At 42.3% G+C, this 18,824-nt stretch carries 22 protein-coding genes and 1 tRNA gene; 8 read left to right on the plus strand and 15 right to left on the minus strand.

Annotated features, from left to right (window positions below; all coding sequences use genetic code 11):
- Nucleotides 1-7 precede the first annotated feature (7 nt).
- Nucleotides 8-2,419 (minus strand): DUF5686 and carboxypeptidase-like regulatory domain-containing protein, encoded by a 2,412-nt coding sequence (locus B151_RS0114175; protein WP_020404313.1) that lies wholly within the window; start codon nt 2,417-2,419, stop codon nt 8-10.
- A 155-nt stretch (nt 2,420-2,574) separates the two neighbouring features.
- Here B151_RS0114175 and B151_RS0114180 point away from each other — a divergent pair.
- From B151_RS0114180 to B151_RS0114200, 5 genes are all read left to right on the plus strand, one after another.
- Nucleotides 2,575-2,647 (plus strand) — tRNA-Arg (locus B151_RS0114180).
- A 273-nt stretch (nt 2,648-2,920) separates the two neighbouring features.
- Entirely contained in the window at nt 2,921-3,187 is a 267-nt protein-coding gene (locus tag B151_RS0114185) for a hypothetical protein (RefSeq protein WP_020404314.1), read from the plus strand.
- Between the two features lie 363 nt (nt 3,188-3,550).
- The gene (locus B151_RS0114190; protein WP_020404315.1) at nt 3,551-3,733 is read left to right on the plus strand and encodes a hypothetical protein; all 183 of its coding nucleotides are present in this window, start codon (nt 3,551-3,553) and stop codon (nt 3,731-3,733) included.
- A gap of 1 nt (nt 3,734) precedes the next feature.
- The gene (locus B151_RS0114195; RefSeq protein ID WP_020404316.1) at nt 3,735-4,208 is read left to right on the plus strand and encodes a hypothetical protein; all 474 of its coding nucleotides are present in this window, start codon (nt 3,735-3,737) and stop codon (nt 4,206-4,208) included.
- The gene (locus B151_RS0114200; protein WP_020404317.1) at nt 4,195-4,683 is read left to right on the plus strand and encodes a hypothetical protein; all 489 of its coding nucleotides are present in this window, start codon (nt 4,195-4,197) and stop codon (nt 4,681-4,683) included. The genes B151_RS0114195 and B151_RS0114200 overlap by 14 nt, the downstream gene beginning before the upstream one ends.
- Before the next feature lie 178 nt (nt 4,684-4,861).
- On the opposite strand, the gene B151_RS0114210 is transcribed toward B151_RS0114200, so the two are convergent.
- From B151_RS0114210 to B151_RS0114275, 14 genes are all read right to left on the minus strand, one after another.
- Nucleotides 4,862-5,212 carry a hypothetical protein gene (locus B151_RS0114210; protein ID WP_020404319.1) on the minus strand — a complete coding sequence of 117 codons (351 nt, stop codon included), beginning with the start codon at nt 5,210-5,212 and terminating at the stop codon, nt 4,862-4,864.
- The gene (locus tag B151_RS0114215; protein ID WP_020404320.1) at nt 5,199-5,729 is read right to left on the minus strand and encodes an HGGxSTG domain-containing protein; all 531 of its coding nucleotides are present in this window, start codon (nt 5,727-5,729) and stop codon (nt 5,199-5,201) included. The genes B151_RS0114210 and B151_RS0114215 overlap by 14 nt, the downstream gene beginning before the upstream one ends.
- A gap of 51 nt (nt 5,730-5,780) precedes the next feature.
- Nucleotides 5,781-6,497: a hypothetical protein gene (locus B151_RS0114220; RefSeq protein ID WP_020404321.1), complete on the minus strand. Its 717-nt coding sequence runs from the start codon at nt 6,495-6,497 to the stop codon at nt 5,781-5,783.
- A 30-nt stretch (nt 6,498-6,527) separates the two neighbouring features.
- A complete protein-coding gene (locus B151_RS0114225) occupies nt 6,528-6,854 on the minus strand; it encodes a hypothetical protein (RefSeq protein WP_020404322.1) in 327 nt (108 codons plus the stop codon).
- 167 nt (nt 6,855-7,021) lie between these two features.
- The gene (locus tag B151_RS18880) at nt 7,022-8,662 is read right to left on the minus strand and encodes a hypothetical protein (protein WP_020404323.1); all 1,641 of its coding nucleotides are present in this window, start codon (nt 8,660-8,662) and stop codon (nt 7,022-7,024) included.
- A gap of 2 nt (nt 8,663-8,664) precedes the next feature.
- On the minus strand, nt 8,665-8,937 hold the full coding sequence (locus B151_RS18885) for a helix-turn-helix domain-containing protein (protein WP_169332222.1): 273 nt from the start codon (nt 8,935-8,937) through the stop codon (nt 8,665-8,667).
- A gap of 169 nt (nt 8,938-9,106) precedes the next feature.
- A complete protein-coding gene (locus B151_RS0114240; RefSeq protein WP_020404325.1) occupies nt 9,107-9,841 on the minus strand; it encodes a hypothetical protein in 735 nt (244 codons plus the stop codon).
- A gap of 30 nt (nt 9,842-9,871) precedes the next feature.
- Nucleotides 9,872-11,083, minus strand: a complete 1,212-nt coding sequence (locus B151_RS0114245; protein WP_020404326.1) for a site-specific integrase — start codon at nt 11,081-11,083, stop codon at nt 9,872-9,874.
- A gap of 220 nt (nt 11,084-11,303) precedes the next feature.
- On the minus strand, nt 11,304-11,972 hold the full coding sequence (locus B151_RS0114250; protein ID WP_020404327.1) for an HAD family hydrolase: 669 nt from the start codon (nt 11,970-11,972) through the stop codon (nt 11,304-11,306).
- A gap of 86 nt (nt 11,973-12,058) precedes the next feature.
- Nucleotides 12,059-13,756, minus strand: a complete 1,698-nt coding sequence (locus B151_RS18890; protein ID WP_020404328.1) for a multicopper oxidase family protein — start codon at nt 13,754-13,756, stop codon at nt 12,059-12,061.
- Complete coding sequence (locus B151_RS0114260) at nt 13,756-14,325, minus strand: hypothetical protein (protein ID WP_020404329.1); 570 nt, start codon at nt 14,323-14,325, stop codon at nt 13,756-13,758. The genes B151_RS18890 and B151_RS0114260 overlap by 1 nt, the downstream gene beginning before the upstream one ends.
- A 24-nt stretch (nt 14,326-14,349) precedes the next feature.
- Nucleotides 14,350-15,669, minus strand: a complete 1,320-nt coding sequence (locus B151_RS0114265; RefSeq protein ID WP_020404330.1) for an LVIVD repeat-containing protein — start codon at nt 15,667-15,669, stop codon at nt 14,350-14,352.
- A gap of 101 nt (nt 15,670-15,770) precedes the next feature.
- Complete coding sequence (locus B151_RS0114270; protein WP_020404331.1) at nt 15,771-16,055, minus strand: hypothetical protein; 285 nt, start codon at nt 16,053-16,055, stop codon at nt 15,771-15,773.
- A 6-nt stretch (nt 16,056-16,061) separates the two neighbouring features.
- Nucleotides 16,062-17,123 carry an ABC transporter ATP-binding protein gene (locus B151_RS0114275; protein ID WP_020404332.1) on the minus strand — a complete coding sequence of 354 codons (1,062 nt, stop codon included), beginning with the start codon at nt 17,121-17,123 and terminating at the stop codon, nt 16,062-16,064.
- A 177-nt stretch (nt 17,124-17,300) separates the two neighbouring features.
- On the opposite strand from B151_RS0114275, the gene B151_RS0114280 reads away from it, so the two are divergent.
- The 3 genes from B151_RS0114280 to B151_RS0114290 all read left to right on the plus strand — a co-directional run bounded on the left by B151_RS0114280 (nt 17,301) and on the right by B151_RS0114290 (nt 18,824).
- Nucleotides 17,301-17,792 carry an SPOR domain-containing protein gene (locus tag B151_RS0114280; RefSeq protein ID WP_020404333.1) on the plus strand — a complete coding sequence of 164 codons (492 nt, stop codon included), beginning with the start codon at nt 17,301-17,303 and terminating at the stop codon, nt 17,790-17,792.
- Nucleotides 17,793-18,037: 245 nt separating this feature from the next.
- Nucleotides 18,038-18,385: an STAS domain-containing protein gene (locus B151_RS0114285; protein ID WP_020404334.1), complete on the plus strand. Its 348-nt coding sequence runs from the start codon at nt 18,038-18,040 to the stop codon at nt 18,383-18,385.
- A 16-nt stretch (nt 18,386-18,401) separates the two neighbouring features.
- Complete coding sequence (locus B151_RS0114290) at nt 18,402-18,824, plus strand: ATP-binding protein (protein WP_020404335.1); 423 nt, start codon at nt 18,402-18,404, stop codon at nt 18,822-18,824.

An 18,824-nucleotide genomic window follows, 5' to 3' on the forward strand; every position in this document is an offset into this window, starting at 1 on the left:
GGCTGACTCAAAACAACCGCGCCAAGCTCACCCCAAAATAAAAGCCGGGATTGTCGACACGAAAGGCTACATCAGCACGGAACAGGTTGAAGATATTGCTTAGGGAAAGTCCAGCTTCGATGTGAAGATCTTCGGTAATAGAGGGATCAAAACCATAGCGGGTGTTGAATTCGTCAATTTGTGCTTGCTTCACCCAGGTTTTCCCAATCCCCCCAAAAGCAATGATACTTAAACCGGTTTTGGAAGCATCTCGCCAGCCCAGCATTTCCAAGGGGACACTTTTAAAATTATGCTCGGCGTTCAAAGCAAAATAGCTTGCACCCTCGTACGGAATAAACCGCTTGGCACGGAAGGCCCCAAAAGGGGTAAATAGTCCGGGAGCCACATCCAGTACTTCATTTTTTTGGATAGGAAGGTCACCCAGGTACGTTCCGGCATTCAGTCGCATATTCAAGGTATTCGGGAAAAAACGGCGTTGGTAGAATGTCTGAAATTCGCGATAGAGATCTATTTTAAACCGTGTGTAGTTCCAGCTGCTCCCCATGAACGTGGCAGACTGCTCCACCGTAAATTGGAAATCATTGGCACCCACGGCTCCAAAGGCCTTTTTATTCTCACCGTCTTCCCAAGTAAAACGAAGGGCGCTTAAATTTCCTTCATCCACATAGCTGTTGGGGCGCTGAACCTCATCCCTGCCTAAAATATCATAGTCGGTTTTATAGGATATGCTTTGGTGATCTTCATAAAGATAGCTTAACCGAAGAGTCCCAGGAAGTTCTCTCAGCATATAAGCACCGCCAACTTCAATTCCTTCGTTCCGGAAATAGTCAAAATAATCCGGATAGCCCAATAAGGAAACAACCGATGTAAGGTATGGATTGAACATATCGGAATTATACCGGGTGTCATTTTTTGCTCGGTATTCCGTAAAAACAGCAAACCTTCGGCTTTCTTTTAATGGCCACCAGGCTACCCGGGCTCCGTATGAAAATGATTCCATCCCTTCCCCATATCCAGTACTGTACCCTGCAAAAACCCTCGACATCAAACGGTTATCCACATAACGGCGCTCATGCTTAAGTCCGCCATAGAACGCATCTACCCGATTGAATTTTACCTGAGGAGTCAGGTTTTGAGTCAGCTTAGAAAAGAAACCATTTCCCGAACCGCCTCCGGATGAATTAGCCGAACCGCCACCCTGAGATGAGCCGGAATCTCCCTCTTCATCCCAATCAATAAAACGAGTAAGGAAACCTTCCGGACGAAACGCTTTTTCGAGGGAAGCCGTACTATCCACAGTTTCATATGCGATTTCCTCTTCCGTATCTAAGGGAATGATCTCAATTTCATTCACAAAGAGAGAATCGCCGGAATTTATAGTGGTAGAATCTACCATAAGCTGATCCCGGCTTTTAAAGATCGTATCCGGAAGGGAGATATTTACTTCATAATCGCTGATTCGTGCAACCTGTTTAAAACCAATGGGCGGAAACCGAAGTCCTACCAGACCTACTTCCACTAATCCTTCGATTCGTACATCTACCGGCAGCCAGAAGTCCCCTCCAAAATTACTGAACTGCTGCTTATAGGAAAGGTCAAAATCCTGAACAGGAGGAGGAAACTGCACCACCGAATTCGGCTTTAAATCCATTTCAAGTACCGCATATTCCTCTCCCAATACAAATATGGTTCCCTCGAAAAGAGGCTGAAGCTTTCGCTTGGAATCAACCTTTAGCTCGTACACCACCTGTCCGTCCAGCGACTGAATGTCTTCCAGGCTGAAGTCATAAAACTTCAACGCATCCGGATGGGTAACCCCTACCACATCAAAGCCGGCGATATCCAGGTTGTCATCGTAGAAATTCGGGAGATAACTGACCCCTGCAAAGTTATCGGCAGCATCAATATTAGCGGTTTGCCGTTTTGATTTCAGGATCTCACGCGAGCCTTTTTCTTTATCCCAATATGCTTCGGAAATACTTTCGGTAATGGAGATGATAGTGGTATCATTTCTAAGCTGCTGACGGGTGTAGGCTTCTGCTTTATACGTCTCAAGGTTAGCCCTCCATTGCTGCTTACGCCGGATCACCTCCCGCATAATTGCTATAGCCGGATCTTCGCCCGTTACTACGATCTCCCCCATTTCAGCTACGGATGGCTTCAATAAAAAATCTATGGGCCCGGTGTTTTCTGTAACCGTTTGCTCCTGACTTTCAAACCCGATAAAACGAACCATGATCGTCACCGGAAGTTCTGAGACCAAGAGGCTGAACTCCCCATCCTGATTTGAGATCGTTCCCTTGTAGGTATCCTTGATGATCACATGTGCGGCAGGAAGAGGTTCTCCGGTTTCTGCATCCACAATTTTACCGGTGACTCTATGCTGATGCTGAGCAAATACTAAAAAACTGCTCATCATGAGCGATGGAAAGAGAATTAAAAAAAAGACCCATTTTTGCATTTGGAAACGCAGGTTAAATTAAAACATAAGAACAACAGACCGCTTTTACTCATAAACAGCTGATTAGTTACATGAACCTACGTATCTTTTACAAGAACATTGCCTTTAACATTGACCCTGTAGTTCAATCGGATAGAATAGGGACCTCCTAAGTCCTAGATCTGGGTTCGATTCCCGGCGGGGTCACATAGTTATTTTACTAAAAAAATTAATATCAGTTACTTAACACGTATTATTTACTTTATTAGTACAGTAATTGGTACAGGTACAGGCTTATAAATGCCGGATTAGCCGGGTTTTAATGTACAGAAAAATTTTTGCCGGTTACTCTCTTTTTGTGCGTAAATCATGGGCAGGGGGGAATATGGGAAATATGCCAAAAAACGGCCTTCATATTTTAATTGTGAGGCCTCACCTCTTCCATCTTAATGATGTAACATTCAGAATAAACCCACTCATATGAAGAATATTCAATCTCTGGACTTACCTAAACAAGAGCTTTTAAAACTTAACAAAGCTTGTGGGCTTTATGCTGCCAATTCCAATATCACTTTCAAAGTTCTCAATCAATCTAAAAACGAATTGATTATTGCAGTACGCCAAAGCAAAAACGTGAAAGGCAAATATCTGGAAGCAAAAGAACTCATCAATCGCACAAAGGATCTATTTAAAGAATTTTTCCCTAATCACTCTATTCACGTACGACCGATACCATATACCAACTAACTAAGAAAACGCTTCTTTTCCCTCATCCACTCTCAAAATCAGGCAAAATTCGCAAAAATATTTTTTTGGCCTGATTTACCGGCTTCCTATTTGGAAATAATTGTAGCCCTCCAGCCCTTGAAATTACCTGGTAGGAAATCGCGCCTCTTTTTCTTACTAACTTTTGCTCAAAAATTCCTAATAGGAAAGTTTTTAGCTATAAAATGGGCAATTTATGAATAATAGGTAATCACTTAATTATATTGCATTTACTTGTTTTTAATTTTCAGCATATATAAACTGAAAAGAGTTAAACAAAAAAATGAAAGCAGGCCAGTTTTTGAGGACATGACCTGCTTTCTGTAAACATAACGAGGTATAAAAATGACTAAATCAGAAGATGGAAACAAGCGGTTCAAAATAGAAGCCCAGAAAATGCGAATGGAAGAAGAACAGAGGGTAAAGAATAACGCGCTTCAAGCTGTCATCAATCGCACCAACCGCCAAATTGAGAAGGAGTGTTTCAGTGATAATGGGCAGAACTCTTCAACCCTAATTCCTGCATAAAATGGAAACTGAAAAATCTATCGACATAGAAAAAGCCGCCAAAGCTCTCGAAACCCTTGGTGCAGAACTAAAAAAGGCCATCAAAAAACATTCTTATGATGATGTTGCTGGAGCCTTTAGAAAAAAATACCCTTTCAAGCTTCACCAACTGGAAGAGTTTGAAATTATTGATACCATTTTTGCCATCACTAAGCCAAGCGTTGATACCCACACGCTCAGCACAGATGGAGCCATGTATTATATGAAATCGGATGCCCTTATTGAGTTGCTGGAGTTAGGAGACTGCGCAACCTCCCTCAGGTCAAAACTTCCAGAGCAATCCCTAAAAAATGAAGCCCTAAACGCTGTTATCGTTGATTGCGAATCTATCGGTAATGATGCCAGAACTCATTTATTGGAACGCCTGAGTGAGTATGAATTTGATATAAAGGATTTAACCCAAACACTTAACCAAAGGAATAATGGACAAAATTAAACTGAATCCAGGTATAAAGAAAAAAGCAGATGAATTATTTGAGCTTATTGAGAAGGAAGTCAAAGAGAAGCATGAAGATGATGTTGCTGAAGCTATGGCAGCAGAATGGGGCGACTACCTCAAAAACTCGAAAGGATTTGACATGCTCAATTATGGAATGATCTTAACTCTTACAGAGTCAGAACACGCAAAATATAGCCTTGAAGAATCATTCCGCTATATGAGTGATGAAGCCGCTTATACAGTGAGCTATCTTGCTCATTATGCATTGAGGGCTGCAAAAAAATGGAGTGATGTTTTAGCAGATATCAAAGAGGCAAAAAGCTTTCAAATTGATAGCTTGCATACGCTGGATATTTTTATTCGAGAACTCAAAAGCCTTGCCCATGAAGTAGAAAAAGAAACAGCTACTCTGTGGATTTATAGAGCTAAAGGATACCGGGAAGAACTCGAAAAGATAAAGAATGCCAGTTAAGCAGATCACCAATAACCGGCACTTATTTTAGCGGCCGTTATCCGGTAAAAAAATTAAAGTCCGTTCATCCCCTGGAGAGCGTTCAATCTTTGGGGGATGTTCCGGGTCGTAAATTATCACTTGGGCGGTTTGCTGATCCACTTTTTTCTTTTCGGCTTGATAGTCAGTTATCAGCTTTTCAATTCGCATAGCTTCGGGATTGAAGGTTAAATTTATGCATTAGATAGGCTTCAAAGATGAACGGCGTTTTATAGCGCTGCAATTCTTTAGGCCATGCCGGTTCCTGATTGTGGGAAATAATTACTTCCCGGATTGGCTTCCTGATATTGTTTTCATTCTCAAAGGCTTGCAACCTGTGGAACAGATCCAGATAGCGCCGGGCTTGGGCTTCTGTGAGTGTTTCCAGATCGGAAAAATCCCATCCCGATTGTTCCCGGTACTCTATCAAAAAAACCTTTTGGGCTTTGAGTGTGCTGTATTTCTCCGGGGTGATCTCATTGGTTTGGGATAGCAGTTCATCTATTCGCATGGTCGGAAATTTTGAAGGATTGGAGTTTTGAAATAATGGTTTCGGCTTCAGCTTGGCCAATGTGGTTGATTAGAAGAGCTTCCATCCAGTCCAGGAATAGCTTCAAATCTTCGGCCGGGATAAGCCTTTCCTGTTCTAACAGGATCTTTTGGCTCCGCTGTTTACAGTGTACCAAGCGTTCAATGATCCGGGAAATAGTGTCCAGATCGTGAAGATCGGAAAGGTTGTTCTCCAGCGCTTTGGCTGAAATAATTAGCGCCTGCATCAATTTGATTTCATTATCCGGGTTGATAAGTTCCTCACTGGATGTCTCTTCCAATTCATCCAGCACGGATTTTAAAGAGCTGCCTGCGTGTTTGCTGTATAGGCCGTGTTTGTATCGCTTGCTTTGGGTGCCCTTCAAACTTTTTCCACCATGTAAATGGCACTTTGTGGAACCGGGCACCGGCGCTTTTTGGCACGGCTTACCGGTTGCTTTGGTTCGGGCACCACAAATATTGTTTTCCTGCTTTTCCATAGGGTATCCAGTTAAAAAGGGGTGTTCATGGGGTATTCAAAAAAAGTGCTGTTAAGCTACTTCTTTCGCTTTGTGTTCTTTTTCCCTGGAGCGTTTCAAATCTGCTTTTTCTGCCAGTGAAGCAATCGGGGTTTTTAAGTCCAGTTTATACTTAGTTCCTGAAGGGGATGTATCCCGGTAAAACCGATAAGATAGAAAGAAGTCCGTTCGGGCGGCTTCAGTGGAAATACCGGCTTCAGCTTCCACTTGCTGAATGAAAGTTTTCCTTTCGGCTTCGGCCTCACTGTCATTGTCTGTTTTGGTAGTGGTCTTAAAGCCGGGTGCTACCTTATCGGCGGTTTGCATAAAGGTTTCGGCGGCCTGCTTCCATTTCATTTTTTCATCGAAAACAGCCAGCAGTTTTTCGTAAAGTTCGTTATCCAGTTCTTTCACTTTCTCCAGATAGTTGCATTTAGCATCTTCGGCCTGCTTTGCCAGTTCTACACACGTTTGAAAATGGTTTTTCCGGGCGGCTTTAGCTTCAGCCTGGATAAGCTGCTGCTGCAACTCTTCCAAATGTTCCCGGCGCTCTTCGAGGGCTTCGGTTACTATTTGCCTGTGGGAAATAAGGTTCTGTATTTCCTTTTCCCCTTCATTGGAAAGAATGGCCTTAGCATCCTTTTTCTTTTGGAACAGCTTTTCTTCCAGTTCGGAATATTTGGCTTCCAGATCCTTTATTTCGGTTTCAACTTGGGTGATGTTCTTTTTAATTTTTTCGGGTGTGTTCATCAGTCTGTTTTTTGTCTGTTGGTGATTTGTTTAATTCGTTTTTAAACCGGCTGCTTTTCGGTTTTTTTCGAGAGCTTTCTTCAAATAATCGCCGGAATTGGCTTCTTTCTTTTGGGCTTCCTGGAGCTGAATTTGGAGTGATTCAAGTTTTTCTCGCTTCTCTTCAATCGCTTCTTTAATGATTTCACGGGATGATTTTATCTTTTTGATTTTCTCTTGCCCTTCATCACTGATAAGATCTTCATGGTCGTTTTTAATCTCATACAGTTCCCGCTCCAGCTTAGTGTTACGCTTTTCCAGTTCACCAACTTCCTTTTCGGTTCGGTTAATCTGATTAGTTATCTTTTCTGAGTTCATTTTTTCGTGGTTTTATTGGTTTGGTAAAAATTAAAATTCTTGGGGTTTATCTGTAGTATTTCCTGTACTACTATTTTAATTCATTATTAAATAACAGCTACTTAAAGCCTGTATTTGCAATCCTGACAGGAATAATGCTGCTATTTTTGGCTATCATTATCAGTTGTTTAGAACGGCGTTTCATCTTCGACCGGATATCCTTCCAGTCTTGCCATTTCTTTGTTAAAAAGTTGCTGTTCTATTGCTTCAGTTGCTTCAGTTCCTTCAGTATTGCCATTTACAGGCGTTAAAGCTTGTTTTTGTCCTGAAGCTTTACTGAATGTTGCTTCATATTCCTTCAGTGTTCCTTCAGTATCTAAACCGTTGTTTTTATACGTTTCTGAATCTTCTGAAGCTTCTGAAGCTTTCAACGGGCTTTTTTTAATGAAATATTCGTTTCCGTTTTCAGTGTGTACTCTATCCCAAGTAATACCGATCTGTCTAAGTGCTGGAGATAGTCGAGTTAGACGGCTTTTTAGTGTCCGGGTGGTGGGCAAATACCGTTCATTTGTTTCGGGTGAAACTTCTTTGATCTTCTCAATTAAATGTGTGGCTGTGTTTCTGTATTCAGAAGTGTTAGCAACTATTTTCCGGATGGCACTTGCTAAGATGTCGCTATCCAGTCCGGTTTCAACGGCATTGTTTCTGTTATTGAAATAAAGGCTTACAACATCATTCCAATCATACGCTTTCGTGGCTGCCTGTACCCATCGGGCAAAATCTGCCATGCGTGGCAATCGGTTTAATTTAATTTCGTCCTGATATTTCAGGCCGTGGCAAAGTCCAACTAAAAGCGCTCCAAAAATTCCGGGCTTAGCTTGTTCAAATTCATTCCAGAACGTGCTTTCATCCTTCCTTTTATCCTGTGGTATGGCTGGAAGGCTTAAGACGATGGCACGGTCTAATAGGTCGCCCCTGGTTGCAATGTCATCAATACCATTCAAGATAATCGGTCGCCTGATCTGAAATATTTTTTCCTCACTATCAGTGTATAGTTTCCGTGCAGAAAAGCCGCCGCCGGTGCAAATTCTACAAAGTGCATCTGAAAGCCATGATTTCACCCCGGATAAGTTGTCTAAACAAATAACCCGTGCATTTTCACCCTGAATAATAAGTTCCCGTTCATCCCTTGGGGCTGTTCTTATTGGCGCTGTATTTGGGTCTGTAAGCGCTCGAATGATTTTTGATGTAGTTGACTTAGCAGAACCCTGTTCGCCTTGCAGAATCAAGATAGGGCATGCAATATCGGGATTAAGTGCAGCTAACATCCAAGCTATCAAAAGTTTGAAGTCGCCTTCACTTTCATAATTTAAAAAACGCTTTAGATCTTCAATTTCCCCTTGTTCGGGAATGGGTAGGGCTTCGAGTCCTGAAGGTCTGTGAAAATAAGTAGCTTCAGTGGTTAGATTGTTATATCCGCCCTTTGTTACTTCAGCAATGGTTTTATCTTCATCCCCTAAATCAATAAAGATTTTTCCGTCCTGAAAGGCGTTTCTTACATGAACCTTTTTTGTAAATCTACCTTCAAAAAGTGCTTTGCCTTCAGCTTGCTCAATAGCTTCCTGTACGGCTTGTGTATGTGGTGCTTTTCCTTCGAGATGATAAAATTTACGTTGAATATGCCGCCTAAATGTTGTACTTCTTACCGGGTGGCATTCCCCATTTATACGTGCCCAAGCTAATCCGGCCGGGTCTCGAAATAAAACGGCGGAATAGTCGATAATATCCAGTAGTATTTCGCCGGTTGTAAGTTTTTCTTTCTTACTCACGCTTACCCTCTGTTATTGTCCAAAACCCTATCTAAGTCAGTGCGGGTGTATCGGATGGATCCGTTAATTTTCCGAAAAGGAACAGTTCCATCATTCCGCCAGCGCTGCAAGGTTGAACGCGAAACACCCAAATATTTCATTGCCTCACTGGTATTTAATACTTCTTTTTCCGGCGCGGGCTTGGTGGGCTTTGATGCTGCCAGCGCTTTAGTGATTTCATCCGCTACAATCCGGCGGAGTTCCGTTTGCGGTGTTACTACTATCTCATTACTCATAGCCATTTAATTTGCGTTAAAATTGTTGAAATCAAATAACGCAAATTAAATTAGTGTGGTTAATTTAAAACCCACACAATCAAGTCTATAAACTAAAGGCAGGCAATGGTTTAGGGGTGTGGTATTTTATAAAAACCACACAATTCAGAATGAACCTGTATGGGTTGTGCTATTTTGGTTTATTCCAATCCAGTGATTGGCGAATTTGGCCTTCTGAAAGGCACTGTTTTTTACTAATTCCTAACTTGTTAATGATATGGGGAATTATTTTATCTACTACAAACGGCTTTTGGCTGCCATTATATTCCTTCTTCCAAACACCCCGGTTTTTTGATAGATACTTTTGGGCAATTTCCTTTTGTTCATCTGACTTATGCTTCTTTCTTTTGTCTTTTTTTGATGCTTCATCTTCCAGAAGATATTCAATTCTTTTTTGCTCTTTTAAAATGGCTTCCTCAAAGGCCTTATCCCATTCTGTTAATTCATCACCTGCCAATAATTTACTATTTCTTTGTGTGGTAGCTTTAGAAAGGCAATCATTAATAATAGCCCGCTGTTCTTTTAATGGCATAGCAGAAATGGAATGAATAAAGCTTTTAAAATGATAGGACTGCATTTTCTTCAAGTGCTGCCTATGTTTATTGATATAAGCCTGTAGTTTTGGAACTGAAGGAAAATCCAGTAACTCAAATAAAGGATTGTTTCGATTAGGTTCTAAAATATCAGCATGAACAGGTATTTTATATTCACCAATATTAACAGCCTCTTTGTGGGTGGGGTTTTTGCTCCCCTTCGGCGGTAATTGAGAAAGTTTCATTCTTTCCTTTAGATCTTTGAAATTTGCCTTTATATCCTCTTTATCCAGTTTTTGGAAATACCGGCTTTGTTTCTTTTTTGAATCCATGAATATGATGCTTTGGTGCAATTTGTATAATTAAAATTCTTCATATACGCTTTGCACTTTCTTATCGGTTGTTTCATTATCTAAAGCTTTCAGATAACTTTCGGTTGTCTTTAGGGATGCATGTCCTAAACTGTTTGAAATGGCATGTAAATCAGTGCCCTTTTTCCGGGCAATATCCGCGTAACTATGCCGGGCTGTATGGAATGAAACGCGCTTATTAATTGCGGCTTTCTTTCTAAGGTTATTCAGCTCTTTATTTACATAGGCGTTTTTACTGCCTAACTCATTAACTAAGGTTTCCCGGTTGTCTAAATTCCGCTTGGTATTCAGCAAAGGAAAGACATAATCATTAGGGGATGGATTGTCTTTATACTTATCCAGTATTGCCCGCGCCGGTGGAAATACTTTAACGCTATGGGCTTCACTTGTCTTTCGCATTTCGTACCGGATGAAGTCGCCTTCAATGTTTTTCCATTTGAGCTGTGAAACATCACTGTATCTCATTCCATAGGTAAAGAATGAAAACAGAAACATGTCTAAGGCTATTTGCTGTACCGGATTATCATTCGTTTCTACACTTGCCAGCGCTTTAATTTCATCCGCCGATAACTTAACCCGGCTAACCTTGGGCTGTGTTAATTTGAACTTAAAAAACGGATTCTTTTCCTGTGGAAACTGGCTTTCCCTAATGGCTTCATAAAGTATTGCCCGGATGCACTTTAAATTGGAGTGTATCGTATTTGGTGAATTATCCTTTTCATCTGCCAGCCATGCGGAAAACTCTTTTAGCCATGTTACCGTAACATCTTTAAACTGCAATTTGCCGCCGGTGTATTCCTCTATTTTGGATAAAACAGCATCGTATCTTTTCCCGGTTCGCACATTAACCCGGCGCTTTTGTTTGGCAAAGGTCTTTCCATACTCAATGAATGAACCCCGGTATTCCTTAGATTTTGCCTTTTTCTTTAGAATATCCGCGTTAACATTTTGGTTATCCGCCTGCAATTGATAGGCTTCATCCCTAATGGCTTTCACCTTATCGGAAATAATCTTATTCAAGTGTGCAGCATCAATAAAATCATTTTCCCGCACTTCTCTTTTGTTTTCATTCCATAACCCCGGTTTCACCTTAAGCCCGGTTGATACATAGCGGGTTTTACCGGCATCTGCTATGCGAATATAAATAGGCTTTTGCCCTTCCTTATCTTTAGGCGGTCTTAATACGGCTTTGATTGTTGGCATAACCTCAAACTTTGAACCTGTACCAAGTACAGTATTTAGTACAGGTAAATTGCGATTTATTTAAAGTTACGTTGTTTCAATGTGATTCAAAAATGCTTATAATGGTTCGTGAAGGGCTTTATTTGAACCTATTTCGATTCACCAAGTTTTATATTTGCAATCCCGGCGGGGTCACTCAAATATCGAATATTGAACATTCAATATTAAACACTGAATGTTCTTAGTTTTCTTTTATCGCCAAAAGATCTTCCAGCTGTCCCACCGACAAGCCTTCGAAATCATCTATTACCAAGGCGCAGGTACTCATTTCTTTGTGTGAATGCGTGGTAGCAACGCCAACAACAACCGCTCCGGCATTCTTTCCCGATTGCACCCCTGAGATGGAATCCTCAAATACGATACAGTTTTCAGGATTCACCCCAACCGCCCGGGCTGCTTTCAGGTAGGGCTCCGGATCGGGTTTACTTTTGGTTACATGAGATGAATTCAATACCGCATCAAACCGGTCGGTGATACCAAGCTCCTCCAGAATGAGATCGGCATTTTCGGCAGGTGCGGAGGTAGCCACCACTTTCTTGATCCCGGCTGCGTCCAACCGGTCCAGAAACTCAATGAAGCCCGGTACGATATGCTCTTTCGGCTTAAAAACATCCCGAAACATTTGCTCCTTTTCATCAGTGTAGGCGTTGATGGTTTCTTGAGAAACTTTACCAAAAACATTGGGAATCCAGTCTTGATTGGTGCGTCCGTATACTTTTTCCCGGAGTTTTTTCTCGGTAAGGGTGACTCCCTTCTGCTCACAAAATTTGATCAGGATCTCTTTATGAATGGGATTGCTGTGAACAATTACCCCATCCATATCAAAAAGTATGGCTTCAATTTCCTGCATAGTTATTTATTCCTTGATGAATGTATGTTTAGATCAACAGAAGAGATCACTTTGGCCTCTGAATTTAATGACTCGTTCCCAGCTCTTTATTCACCCACTTCAAAGCCCAGCATCATCCCTGCATCCAGATGTTCGCCAATGTGACAGTGCATCATCCACTTACCTGGGTTCGACATATCTATCAGCAGATCTACCGTAGCCCCCACCGGGATGATGGACGTATCTTTCCAAACCATATTGGGGTTTTCGGCTCCGTCAATGTTTAATACCAGATGACGCTGCCCGTGAATATGAAAAGGGTGGTTCATAGGATGAAAGGTATCCGGATCATTGAATATTCTGAGTTTTACGACATCTCCTTTCTTAAAATCCCAGTTGATATCCATGTTATTCTTGCCGGTAGCCGGATCGTGCAGTATCCACTCTACCTGTTTGCCGGTAGACAGCCAGTTCATCATTGGCATGGTATCGTTCCATTCCAGGTGTGGCACATAGGCCGTATCCAACTCCATGGATTGCATGATGGGAATCGGCAGGTTCTGAACCTCAACCTTCAGCTCTAATTTTTTATCGACAGGCTTATCAAAGTAGGGCTCATATTCCGCTATGTCTTTTTTTACATCCTCGTTGACCCTAAGTGAGTTAAAAGCCTCGGTGTAAGATTCCTCAACTTCATGCTCAGATACAGTAACCATTCCAAGGGTATCCTGATGCGGATAGAATTCTCCCCTAAAATGATTAATGGCTTGTATAGAATTCAATATCGGGTAGGTGCCCGGCTCTTCATATAAGACCTCTACGATATATCGCTCCGCTACAGCAATAGGAATGTTTTCAGTATATACTTCCTCTTCGAACTTGCTGATATCAGAGCCTACTACTTTTACTTTGGCTCCTTCAAAAACCATGTTAAAAGTTCGTGTGTTGGCCACGTTGGTTATGTAGAACCGAAGCACTTCATTTTTGTCTACATTCAACTGATAATCTGTTTTACCATTTACCAGCATCACATTTCCAAACCGTCCCATAAGGGCATGCGTTGGGTTTGATTTCCCCCATGGAATCAGACCTTGCTCATCAATTAAAATATCATCCAGAATTACTATCTCCTCTCTGTTCACAGGATTGTAATAATCATCTTCTGGTGGCTCTACCAACATATTCCCGTACAGTCCAAGATCCTGTTGAATATATTCCAGCACATGGGGATGATACCAATACACCCCTGCATCTCTGAAATAAAGCTCATAGGTAAATGATTCGCCTATTAGTACGGGGTCCTGGGCAAATAACGTCCCGTCAAAACGATAATCGTGGCGGAGGCCGTGCCAATGAACGGTCGTTGGAAATTCGATCTGATTATTGAATTCTACCACAACAGTACTGTTCTGCGGAGCCTTAAGCAGTGGCCCCGGATATTGACCGTTATAGCCATACATCACATAATCCTTACCCTCTAAACTTCTCCGGACAATAGAAGCTTGTAGCTCAACCGTATCACCGTCTGCCAGTTCCAGGATTTCACGGGGTTTTGCAAAAGGTATATCTTCTTTTTGCAGTCCCATTCCGGCAAGAAATGGCTCCACAGGTGGAAGCTCATTATGCATTCCGGGTAGCATGGGCATTTCCATATTCATGGGCGGCATGCGCCATACCGCCTGGGTTGTATCCATGTCCATACCATGACCGGACATGTTATGATGTTCATGCTGCGCTTGAAGAGATTGGGAACATCCTGCTATAATGAGTAGCAGGAAAAAAGTATTCGGGTAAAACTTCTGCATTAATAATATCCGTATTTAGCACATGGTTCCTGGGCAAAAGGACCATGACCAGCCATGGTATGCATGAGTCCGCTTCTGGACAATCCCCGGAAAGCAATAGGGCCGGACCACATGCGAGCATTTTCATCCGGGACTTCCTTTTCAAGTGTGATAACTACAATGTATTTATTCCACTCTACCGTGCCACTAACCTCGAATTCTTTATTCAATGAACCGATCATTTTCACTTTGTCCAATTCAGGAGTGGTTACCCAGGCAACGAATTTTCCCTCCCCAGGTTTTTTAGCTTTGCTAATTTGAATTTCTAATCGATGGAGATACGATCCATCTTTCGATATTGATATACCAAAGGGATTGGGGTTGAATTTCATTACAGCTTTGCCTGAAGCCATACCTGTTCCGGGTATGTTTTTGGTTGTCACCAGGTCAATAGTGTAATACTCAGAGCCTTTTTCGGCACATTGCAACGAAGCGGGTAAATCAGGACTTGCCATGGCTTTCGGTAATACACCAAAAGCCATAACAAATAATCCCAGTATTAATGATAATGTCGTTTTCTTAAGCATCATCAATAGACCTGCTTGTTAAATAGTTTAGTTTCCCGTTGGACCTTCATCCCAGTTTTGAGCACTGGAAATATTCGGGAAACCCCAGCCGCGGCCATTCCATCCCTGAAAATCTTCCAAACGGAATGCCCAGAAACCGGTTCCCATGTCACTGACCACAATAAGGCCGTCTTCATTTCTTACATCTACACCAAAAGCACCATTGCAGGTATTATCTCCACACATGCCGGACTGATGTTTACCTAAAAAAGTATCGTAGTAAGCAATAGTCTTTGGCTCGTCAGGGCTAAATAAATCGACTACCAACAAGCCATCTTCATAACCGGATACGAACAAATATGGCCACCGTACCTCATGGTTATGGACCAGATTCTCATAATCAAAATTCCAGGAGCTTATCGGTTCACGAATATTTTGAACTTCGCCATCCAGTGCAGGCTGCAGATCAAAAATACGTAATGGGGCATGCATGTATTCTGTTTCACCCACGATGTAGCGACCATCCGGAGAAGGTGTTACGGTATGTCCCCATACAACGCCGCTAACTCCTGTTACAGAAGCAAGCAAGCTAACTGAATCCATCTCTGTCACATCAAATACAAAATATCCTCCGGCTCCACCGCCATAAAACCGATCTTGCTGGCTATCCGGGTGATAACCAACATAGAAGTCATGATAACCTAATGAAGCACCGGCTAACCGGGCAGGTGTATCAGGGTTTGGAATAGTACCGGCAAGAATATCTTCTTCTCCTTCAACAAACTTGCCCAAATCATACACGTAGGCATCATCTCCGGAAGTAGTGGCAAATAATAACGGCCGGCCATCGGAGTGTTTGTACATAAATATGTTGTGGAAGCCACCGGGGTGATCAGCATTTCGAACATACCCAACCGTTTTCACTTTGCTCACATCCGGTAATCCGGTCACGTCTACCACTACCGCGCCGGCATCTGTATTAGGTCCGCCCTGGAAAAATTGCAACGACTGAACCACATAATACCGATCGTTATGTTTGAAGTATTTAGGGTCCATACCACCGAGTCCCACATGTAATTCCTCATTTGGCATTCTCCATCGATAGATCACTTCCGCATGTTCCGGATCAGAAAGATCAATGATGTCAAAACCTTTTTCCGCCTGCATCCTTCCTACATAAGCGTATGGTCGACTCAATTCCTGTTCAACAACTATATCTGTTACACTCAACGGAGCACCCAAAGGCACATGAGAAAGGACCTCTAAATTGTCACTTCGTTTTGGCAGCTCGTCATTTTGCTGAGCCATGACAGTAATACTGCCCACATTTAGAAAAAGAATGATCAGATAAATAAACAACTTATACATATATCCCGATTTAAGTATTAATATGAGGGCTTTAGTTACGAAATACCTGCGGAAAATGGAAGTCGTTTAACCAATCTTATTATTCTAAAAGCCGGGAAATTTTATTTCAGCTGTTTTTTGCCGCGCAGGAGAGCTCCCAAAATTGCCGTAAACAATGCGGCTCCTATTATTGACCAAACCACCGGAAAAGGACTGCCGCTTACCTCAATGGTCCAAAGTTCGGGCAGGCCCAGCTCGGTTGCTATCCATTTACCGATGATGGCTCCAATAAATCCTACTCCTGACGATACCAGGCATCCGCCAAAACTGTACCCGCTTATACTTTGACCGATTCCGCCACAAATAGCAGCGATGAGCAATAGCAATAGAAATCCAAAAAATGACATAATGATCTATTTAAGATTAGAAGATGCTTTCTGTTCTAATACTACGGCAGGCTCCAGAGGTTTCACAATAACCGGTTCGTTTACATCAAAAATAAGTCGGTTATCGGTGTGGACTATGTATTTATCGCCTTTAAAAAGGACGTGATAAGTAATGTCATGCCCGCGAAATTCGCGGCCCGTAATAATGCCGCTTTCCGCTCCATTAGGTTTGCACCGCTCTATGGTCAAATGTTCCGGACGTAAAGAACACAGAATAAAACCTTCAGCTTCCCGGTTAATTTTGACAGGCCCTAAGCGAGTTTCTACATTATCTGAGCCATCAGCATGTGCCCGAAATAAATTTGTGCGCCCTAAAAACTGCGCTACAAACTGTGTTTTGGGATGATAGTAGACTTCTTCAGGCGTTCCGATTTGTTCGATCTGCCCATTGTTCATCACCGCAATGCGATCGGCAAAAGACAGTGCTTCTTCCTGGTCGTGCGTAACAAGAATGGCACTCATTCCTGATTTTTTTAGGATAGTGCGCACTTCTTTTCGGGTGGCATCGCGAAGCATGGCATCGAGGCCGGAAAAAGGCTCGTCCATCAACACCAATTTTGGCTTGGGCGCAATAGCCCGGGCAAGTGCCACACGCTGCTGCTGCCCGCCCGAAAGTTCATCCGGCATTCGGTGTTTGTACTTTTCCATACCGGTACGACACAAAACTTCTTCAGCAAGTACCGGGCGTTTCTTACGCTCAACATCTTTCAATCCAAAAGCTACATTTTCGAGTGCATTCATGTGGGGAAAAAGCGCATAATCCTGAAAGACAAAACCTACTTTTCGCTTCTGGGGAGAAAGATGGGTATCAGGGGCTTCCACCAACTCCCCTTCAATGAAAATTTTGCCATCATCGCAATGCTCAAACCCCGCGATCAGACGCAGTGTGGTGGTCTTTCCGCATCCACTGGGGCCAAGCAGTGCAAATATTTCATCTTTTTCTATGTCAAAACTGACCTTATTTACGACCGGGCCGCTTTGATCAAAAGATTTTGTTAAGCCGGATATGTTGAGTAATGATTCTTTCATGGGGGTTCCTGAACCAAAAAATCTTCATTTAGATTCAGTCTACATAAGATACGTACTATTTACTTACATACGAAAGTTTTGATACGTGAATATTTGTGAAACAGGAAGGGATAATGTAAGTTTAATTCATTGTGAGAGATACAGCTTACAGACAACATTCACACAACTAATACTCTTATGAAAAATTCAGGTATCTATTCTTTGTTGCTCGTAATGCTACTTATGGCGGTACAAGCATGTGGCCCAAGTGAAGAGGAACGCAGAGCTGCGGAACAAGCACGTTTAGACTCACTACGCCAGGTTGAAGAACAACGTATAGCCGAAATGATGCAGGCACGGCAAGACAGTATTGACCGCGCTGAAGAGCAAAAAAGGCTTGAAGAAGAAGCAAAACCTCAATTCGCTGAAGATGGTACTTATGCGGTTCAGGTAGGAGCGTTTCGGTCTGAAGAATCAGCTATGAAATATAAAAATCAGATCGCTGATCGCGAGTACCCGCATACTTATGTTGTGAAAGTAGGCGAGGAAGCGACCGGTGATATCTGGTTCCGCCTTAGAGTTGGTTTTTTTGCTGAAAAAGCAGAAGCAGAGCAGTTAGGTAAAGAACTTGGTGCGGAATTGAATACCGGATACTGGGTTTCTAAAGTAGAGCGTACCGCCGGGTCATAGGTCTTACAACATTAAATAATTTATAGTTGTATCTCTCCCAAGCATTTGCTTAATTACGTACGCGCTCAAGTAGCGTCTCTCTTGATGAATAGTCAGCCCCTCGCATTAGATAAATGTGAGGGGCTATTTTTTTGTATCTTTTTCAAATACTACCCGTAACGTTCCACCCTTAAACACTTTCCTAATTCTAAGGTTTACGTTATTATGCAGTTTCAACATCCCCAACAAACTTCAATTGAATTGGAATGAAAAATTTCAGTATTGCTACACGCCAAAAACAAAACGTAAGTATACTGGATATCAAAGGAGAGCTTGACGCGCATACCGCCTCGCAATTAGAAAATGCACTTAAGTCATTAATTGATGAACAAAACTACGCCATTGTAGTAAACTGTTCTGGGCTGGATTATATAGCCAGTGCCGGTTTGGGTGTTTTTATGGCTTATATAGAAGATGTAAGAAGTTTAGGCGGTGATATTAAGCTCACCAATATGAATGAGCGCGTATATAACGTATTCGACCTGCTGGGCTTCCCATCCCTTTATGATATCCTTGAAGATGAAAGAGAAGCACTTGAAAGCTTTGAGAACTAAATAAAAGAGAACGCGCGTGGCCGGAACAAAAGAAATACAAACCTTAACCGTGGACGCTTCTACAAAGCACTTGGCCAAAGTACGTGATTTTGTTGCCGCCCATGCTGAGCAAATTGGGCTCGACCCTAAAGATATTTCTGAGATCAGACTGGCCGTTGATGAGGCTTACACCAATATCATCAAACACGCCTACAAGAATAATCCGAACAAGAAAGTAAACATTGAGATAGGATCTGACGGGGAGCAGTTGTGGATCTCTCTGATGGATGAAGGATCCAGTTTTGACCCAAGCACCTACAACGAACCGGACCTGATGCAGCGCATAAAAGAAAAGAAACGTGGCGGGATGGGCGTATATCTTATTCGCAAGCTCATGGATCAGGTTCAATACAACCGCAAAGGCCAAACGAACGAAATACGAATGGTCAAAAACCTTTGA

Origin of the sequence: Gracilimonas tropica DSM 19535, assembly GCF_000375425.1 — a bacterium.
In the GTDB taxonomy this organism is placed as follows: Bacteria; Bacteroidota; Rhodothermia; order Balneolales; family Balneolaceae; genus Gracilimonas; species Gracilimonas tropica.

What these genes read in the sequence shown, in the direction of transcription:
- B151_RS0114195 (WP_020404316.1), top strand. Translation starts at nt 3,735, where the DNA reads ATGGAAACTGAAAAATCTATCGACATAGAAAAAGCCGCCAAAGCTCTC.
- B151_RS0114275 (WP_020404332.1), bottom strand. Translation starts at nt 17,123, where the DNA reads ATGAAAGAATCATTACTCAACATATCCGGCTTAACAAAATCTTTTGAT.
- B151_RS0114210 (WP_020404319.1), bottom strand. Translation starts at nt 5,212, where the DNA reads ATGCGAATAGATGAACTGCTATCCCAAACCAATGAGATCACCCCGGAG.
- B151_RS0114280 (WP_020404333.1), top strand. Translation starts at nt 17,301, where the DNA reads ATGAAAAATTCAGGTATCTATTCTTTGTTGCTCGTAATGCTACTTATG.
- B151_RS0114200 (WP_020404317.1), top strand. Translation starts at nt 4,195, where the DNA reads ATGGACAAAATTAAACTGAATCCAGGTATAAAGAAAAAAGCAGATGAA.
- B151_RS0114270 (WP_020404331.1), bottom strand. Translation starts at nt 16,055, where the DNA reads ATGTCATTTTTTGGATTTCTATTGCTATTGCTCATCGCTGCTATTTGT.
- B151_RS0114250 (WP_020404327.1), bottom strand. Translation starts at nt 11,972, where the DNA reads ATGCAGGAAATTGAAGCCATACTTTTTGATATGGATGGGGTAATTGTT.
- B151_RS0114265 (WP_020404330.1), bottom strand. Translation starts at nt 15,669, where the DNA reads ATGTATAAGTTGTTTATTTATCTGATCATTCTTTTTCTAAATGTGGGC.
- B151_RS0114185 (WP_020404314.1), top strand. Translation starts at nt 2,921, where the DNA reads ATGAAGAATATTCAATCTCTGGACTTACCTAAACAAGAGCTTTTAAAA.
- B151_RS0114225 (WP_020404322.1), bottom strand. Translation starts at nt 6,854, where the DNA reads ATGAACTCAGAAAAGATAACTAATCAGATTAACCGAACCGAAAAGGAA.
- B151_RS0114240 (WP_020404325.1), bottom strand. Translation starts at nt 9,841, where the DNA reads ATGGATTCAAAAAAGAAACAAAGCCGGTATTTCCAAAAACTGGATAAA.
- B151_RS0114245 (WP_020404326.1), bottom strand. Translation starts at nt 11,083, where the DNA reads ATGCCAACAATCAAAGCCGTATTAAGACCGCCTAAAGATAAGGAAGGG.
- B151_RS0114190 (WP_020404315.1), top strand. Translation starts at nt 3,551, where the DNA reads ATGACTAAATCAGAAGATGGAAACAAGCGGTTCAAAATAGAAGCCCAG.
- B151_RS18885 (WP_169332222.1), bottom strand. Translation starts at nt 8,937, where the DNA reads ATGAGTAATGAGATAGTAGTAACACCGCAAACGGAACTCCGCCGGATT.
- B151_RS0114285 (WP_020404334.1), top strand. Translation starts at nt 18,038, where the DNA reads ATGAAAAATTTCAGTATTGCTACACGCCAAAAACAAAACGTAAGTATA.
- B151_RS0114215 (WP_020404320.1), bottom strand. Translation starts at nt 5,729, where the DNA reads ATGGAAAAGCAGGAAAACAATATTTGTGGTGCCCGAACCAAAGCAACC.
- B151_RS0114260 (WP_020404329.1), bottom strand. Translation starts at nt 14,325, where the DNA reads ATGATGCTTAAGAAAACGACATTATCATTAATACTGGGATTATTTGTT.
- B151_RS18890 (WP_020404328.1), bottom strand. Translation starts at nt 13,756, where the DNA reads ATGCAGAAGTTTTACCCGAATACTTTTTTCCTGCTACTCATTATAGCA.
- B151_RS0114175 (WP_020404313.1), bottom strand. Translation starts at nt 2,419, where the DNA reads ATGATGAGCAGTTTTTTAGTATTTGCTCAGCATCAGCATAGAGTCACC.
- B151_RS0114220 (WP_020404321.1), bottom strand. Translation starts at nt 6,497, where the DNA reads ATGAACACACCCGAAAAAATTAAAAAGAACATCACCCAAGTTGAAACC.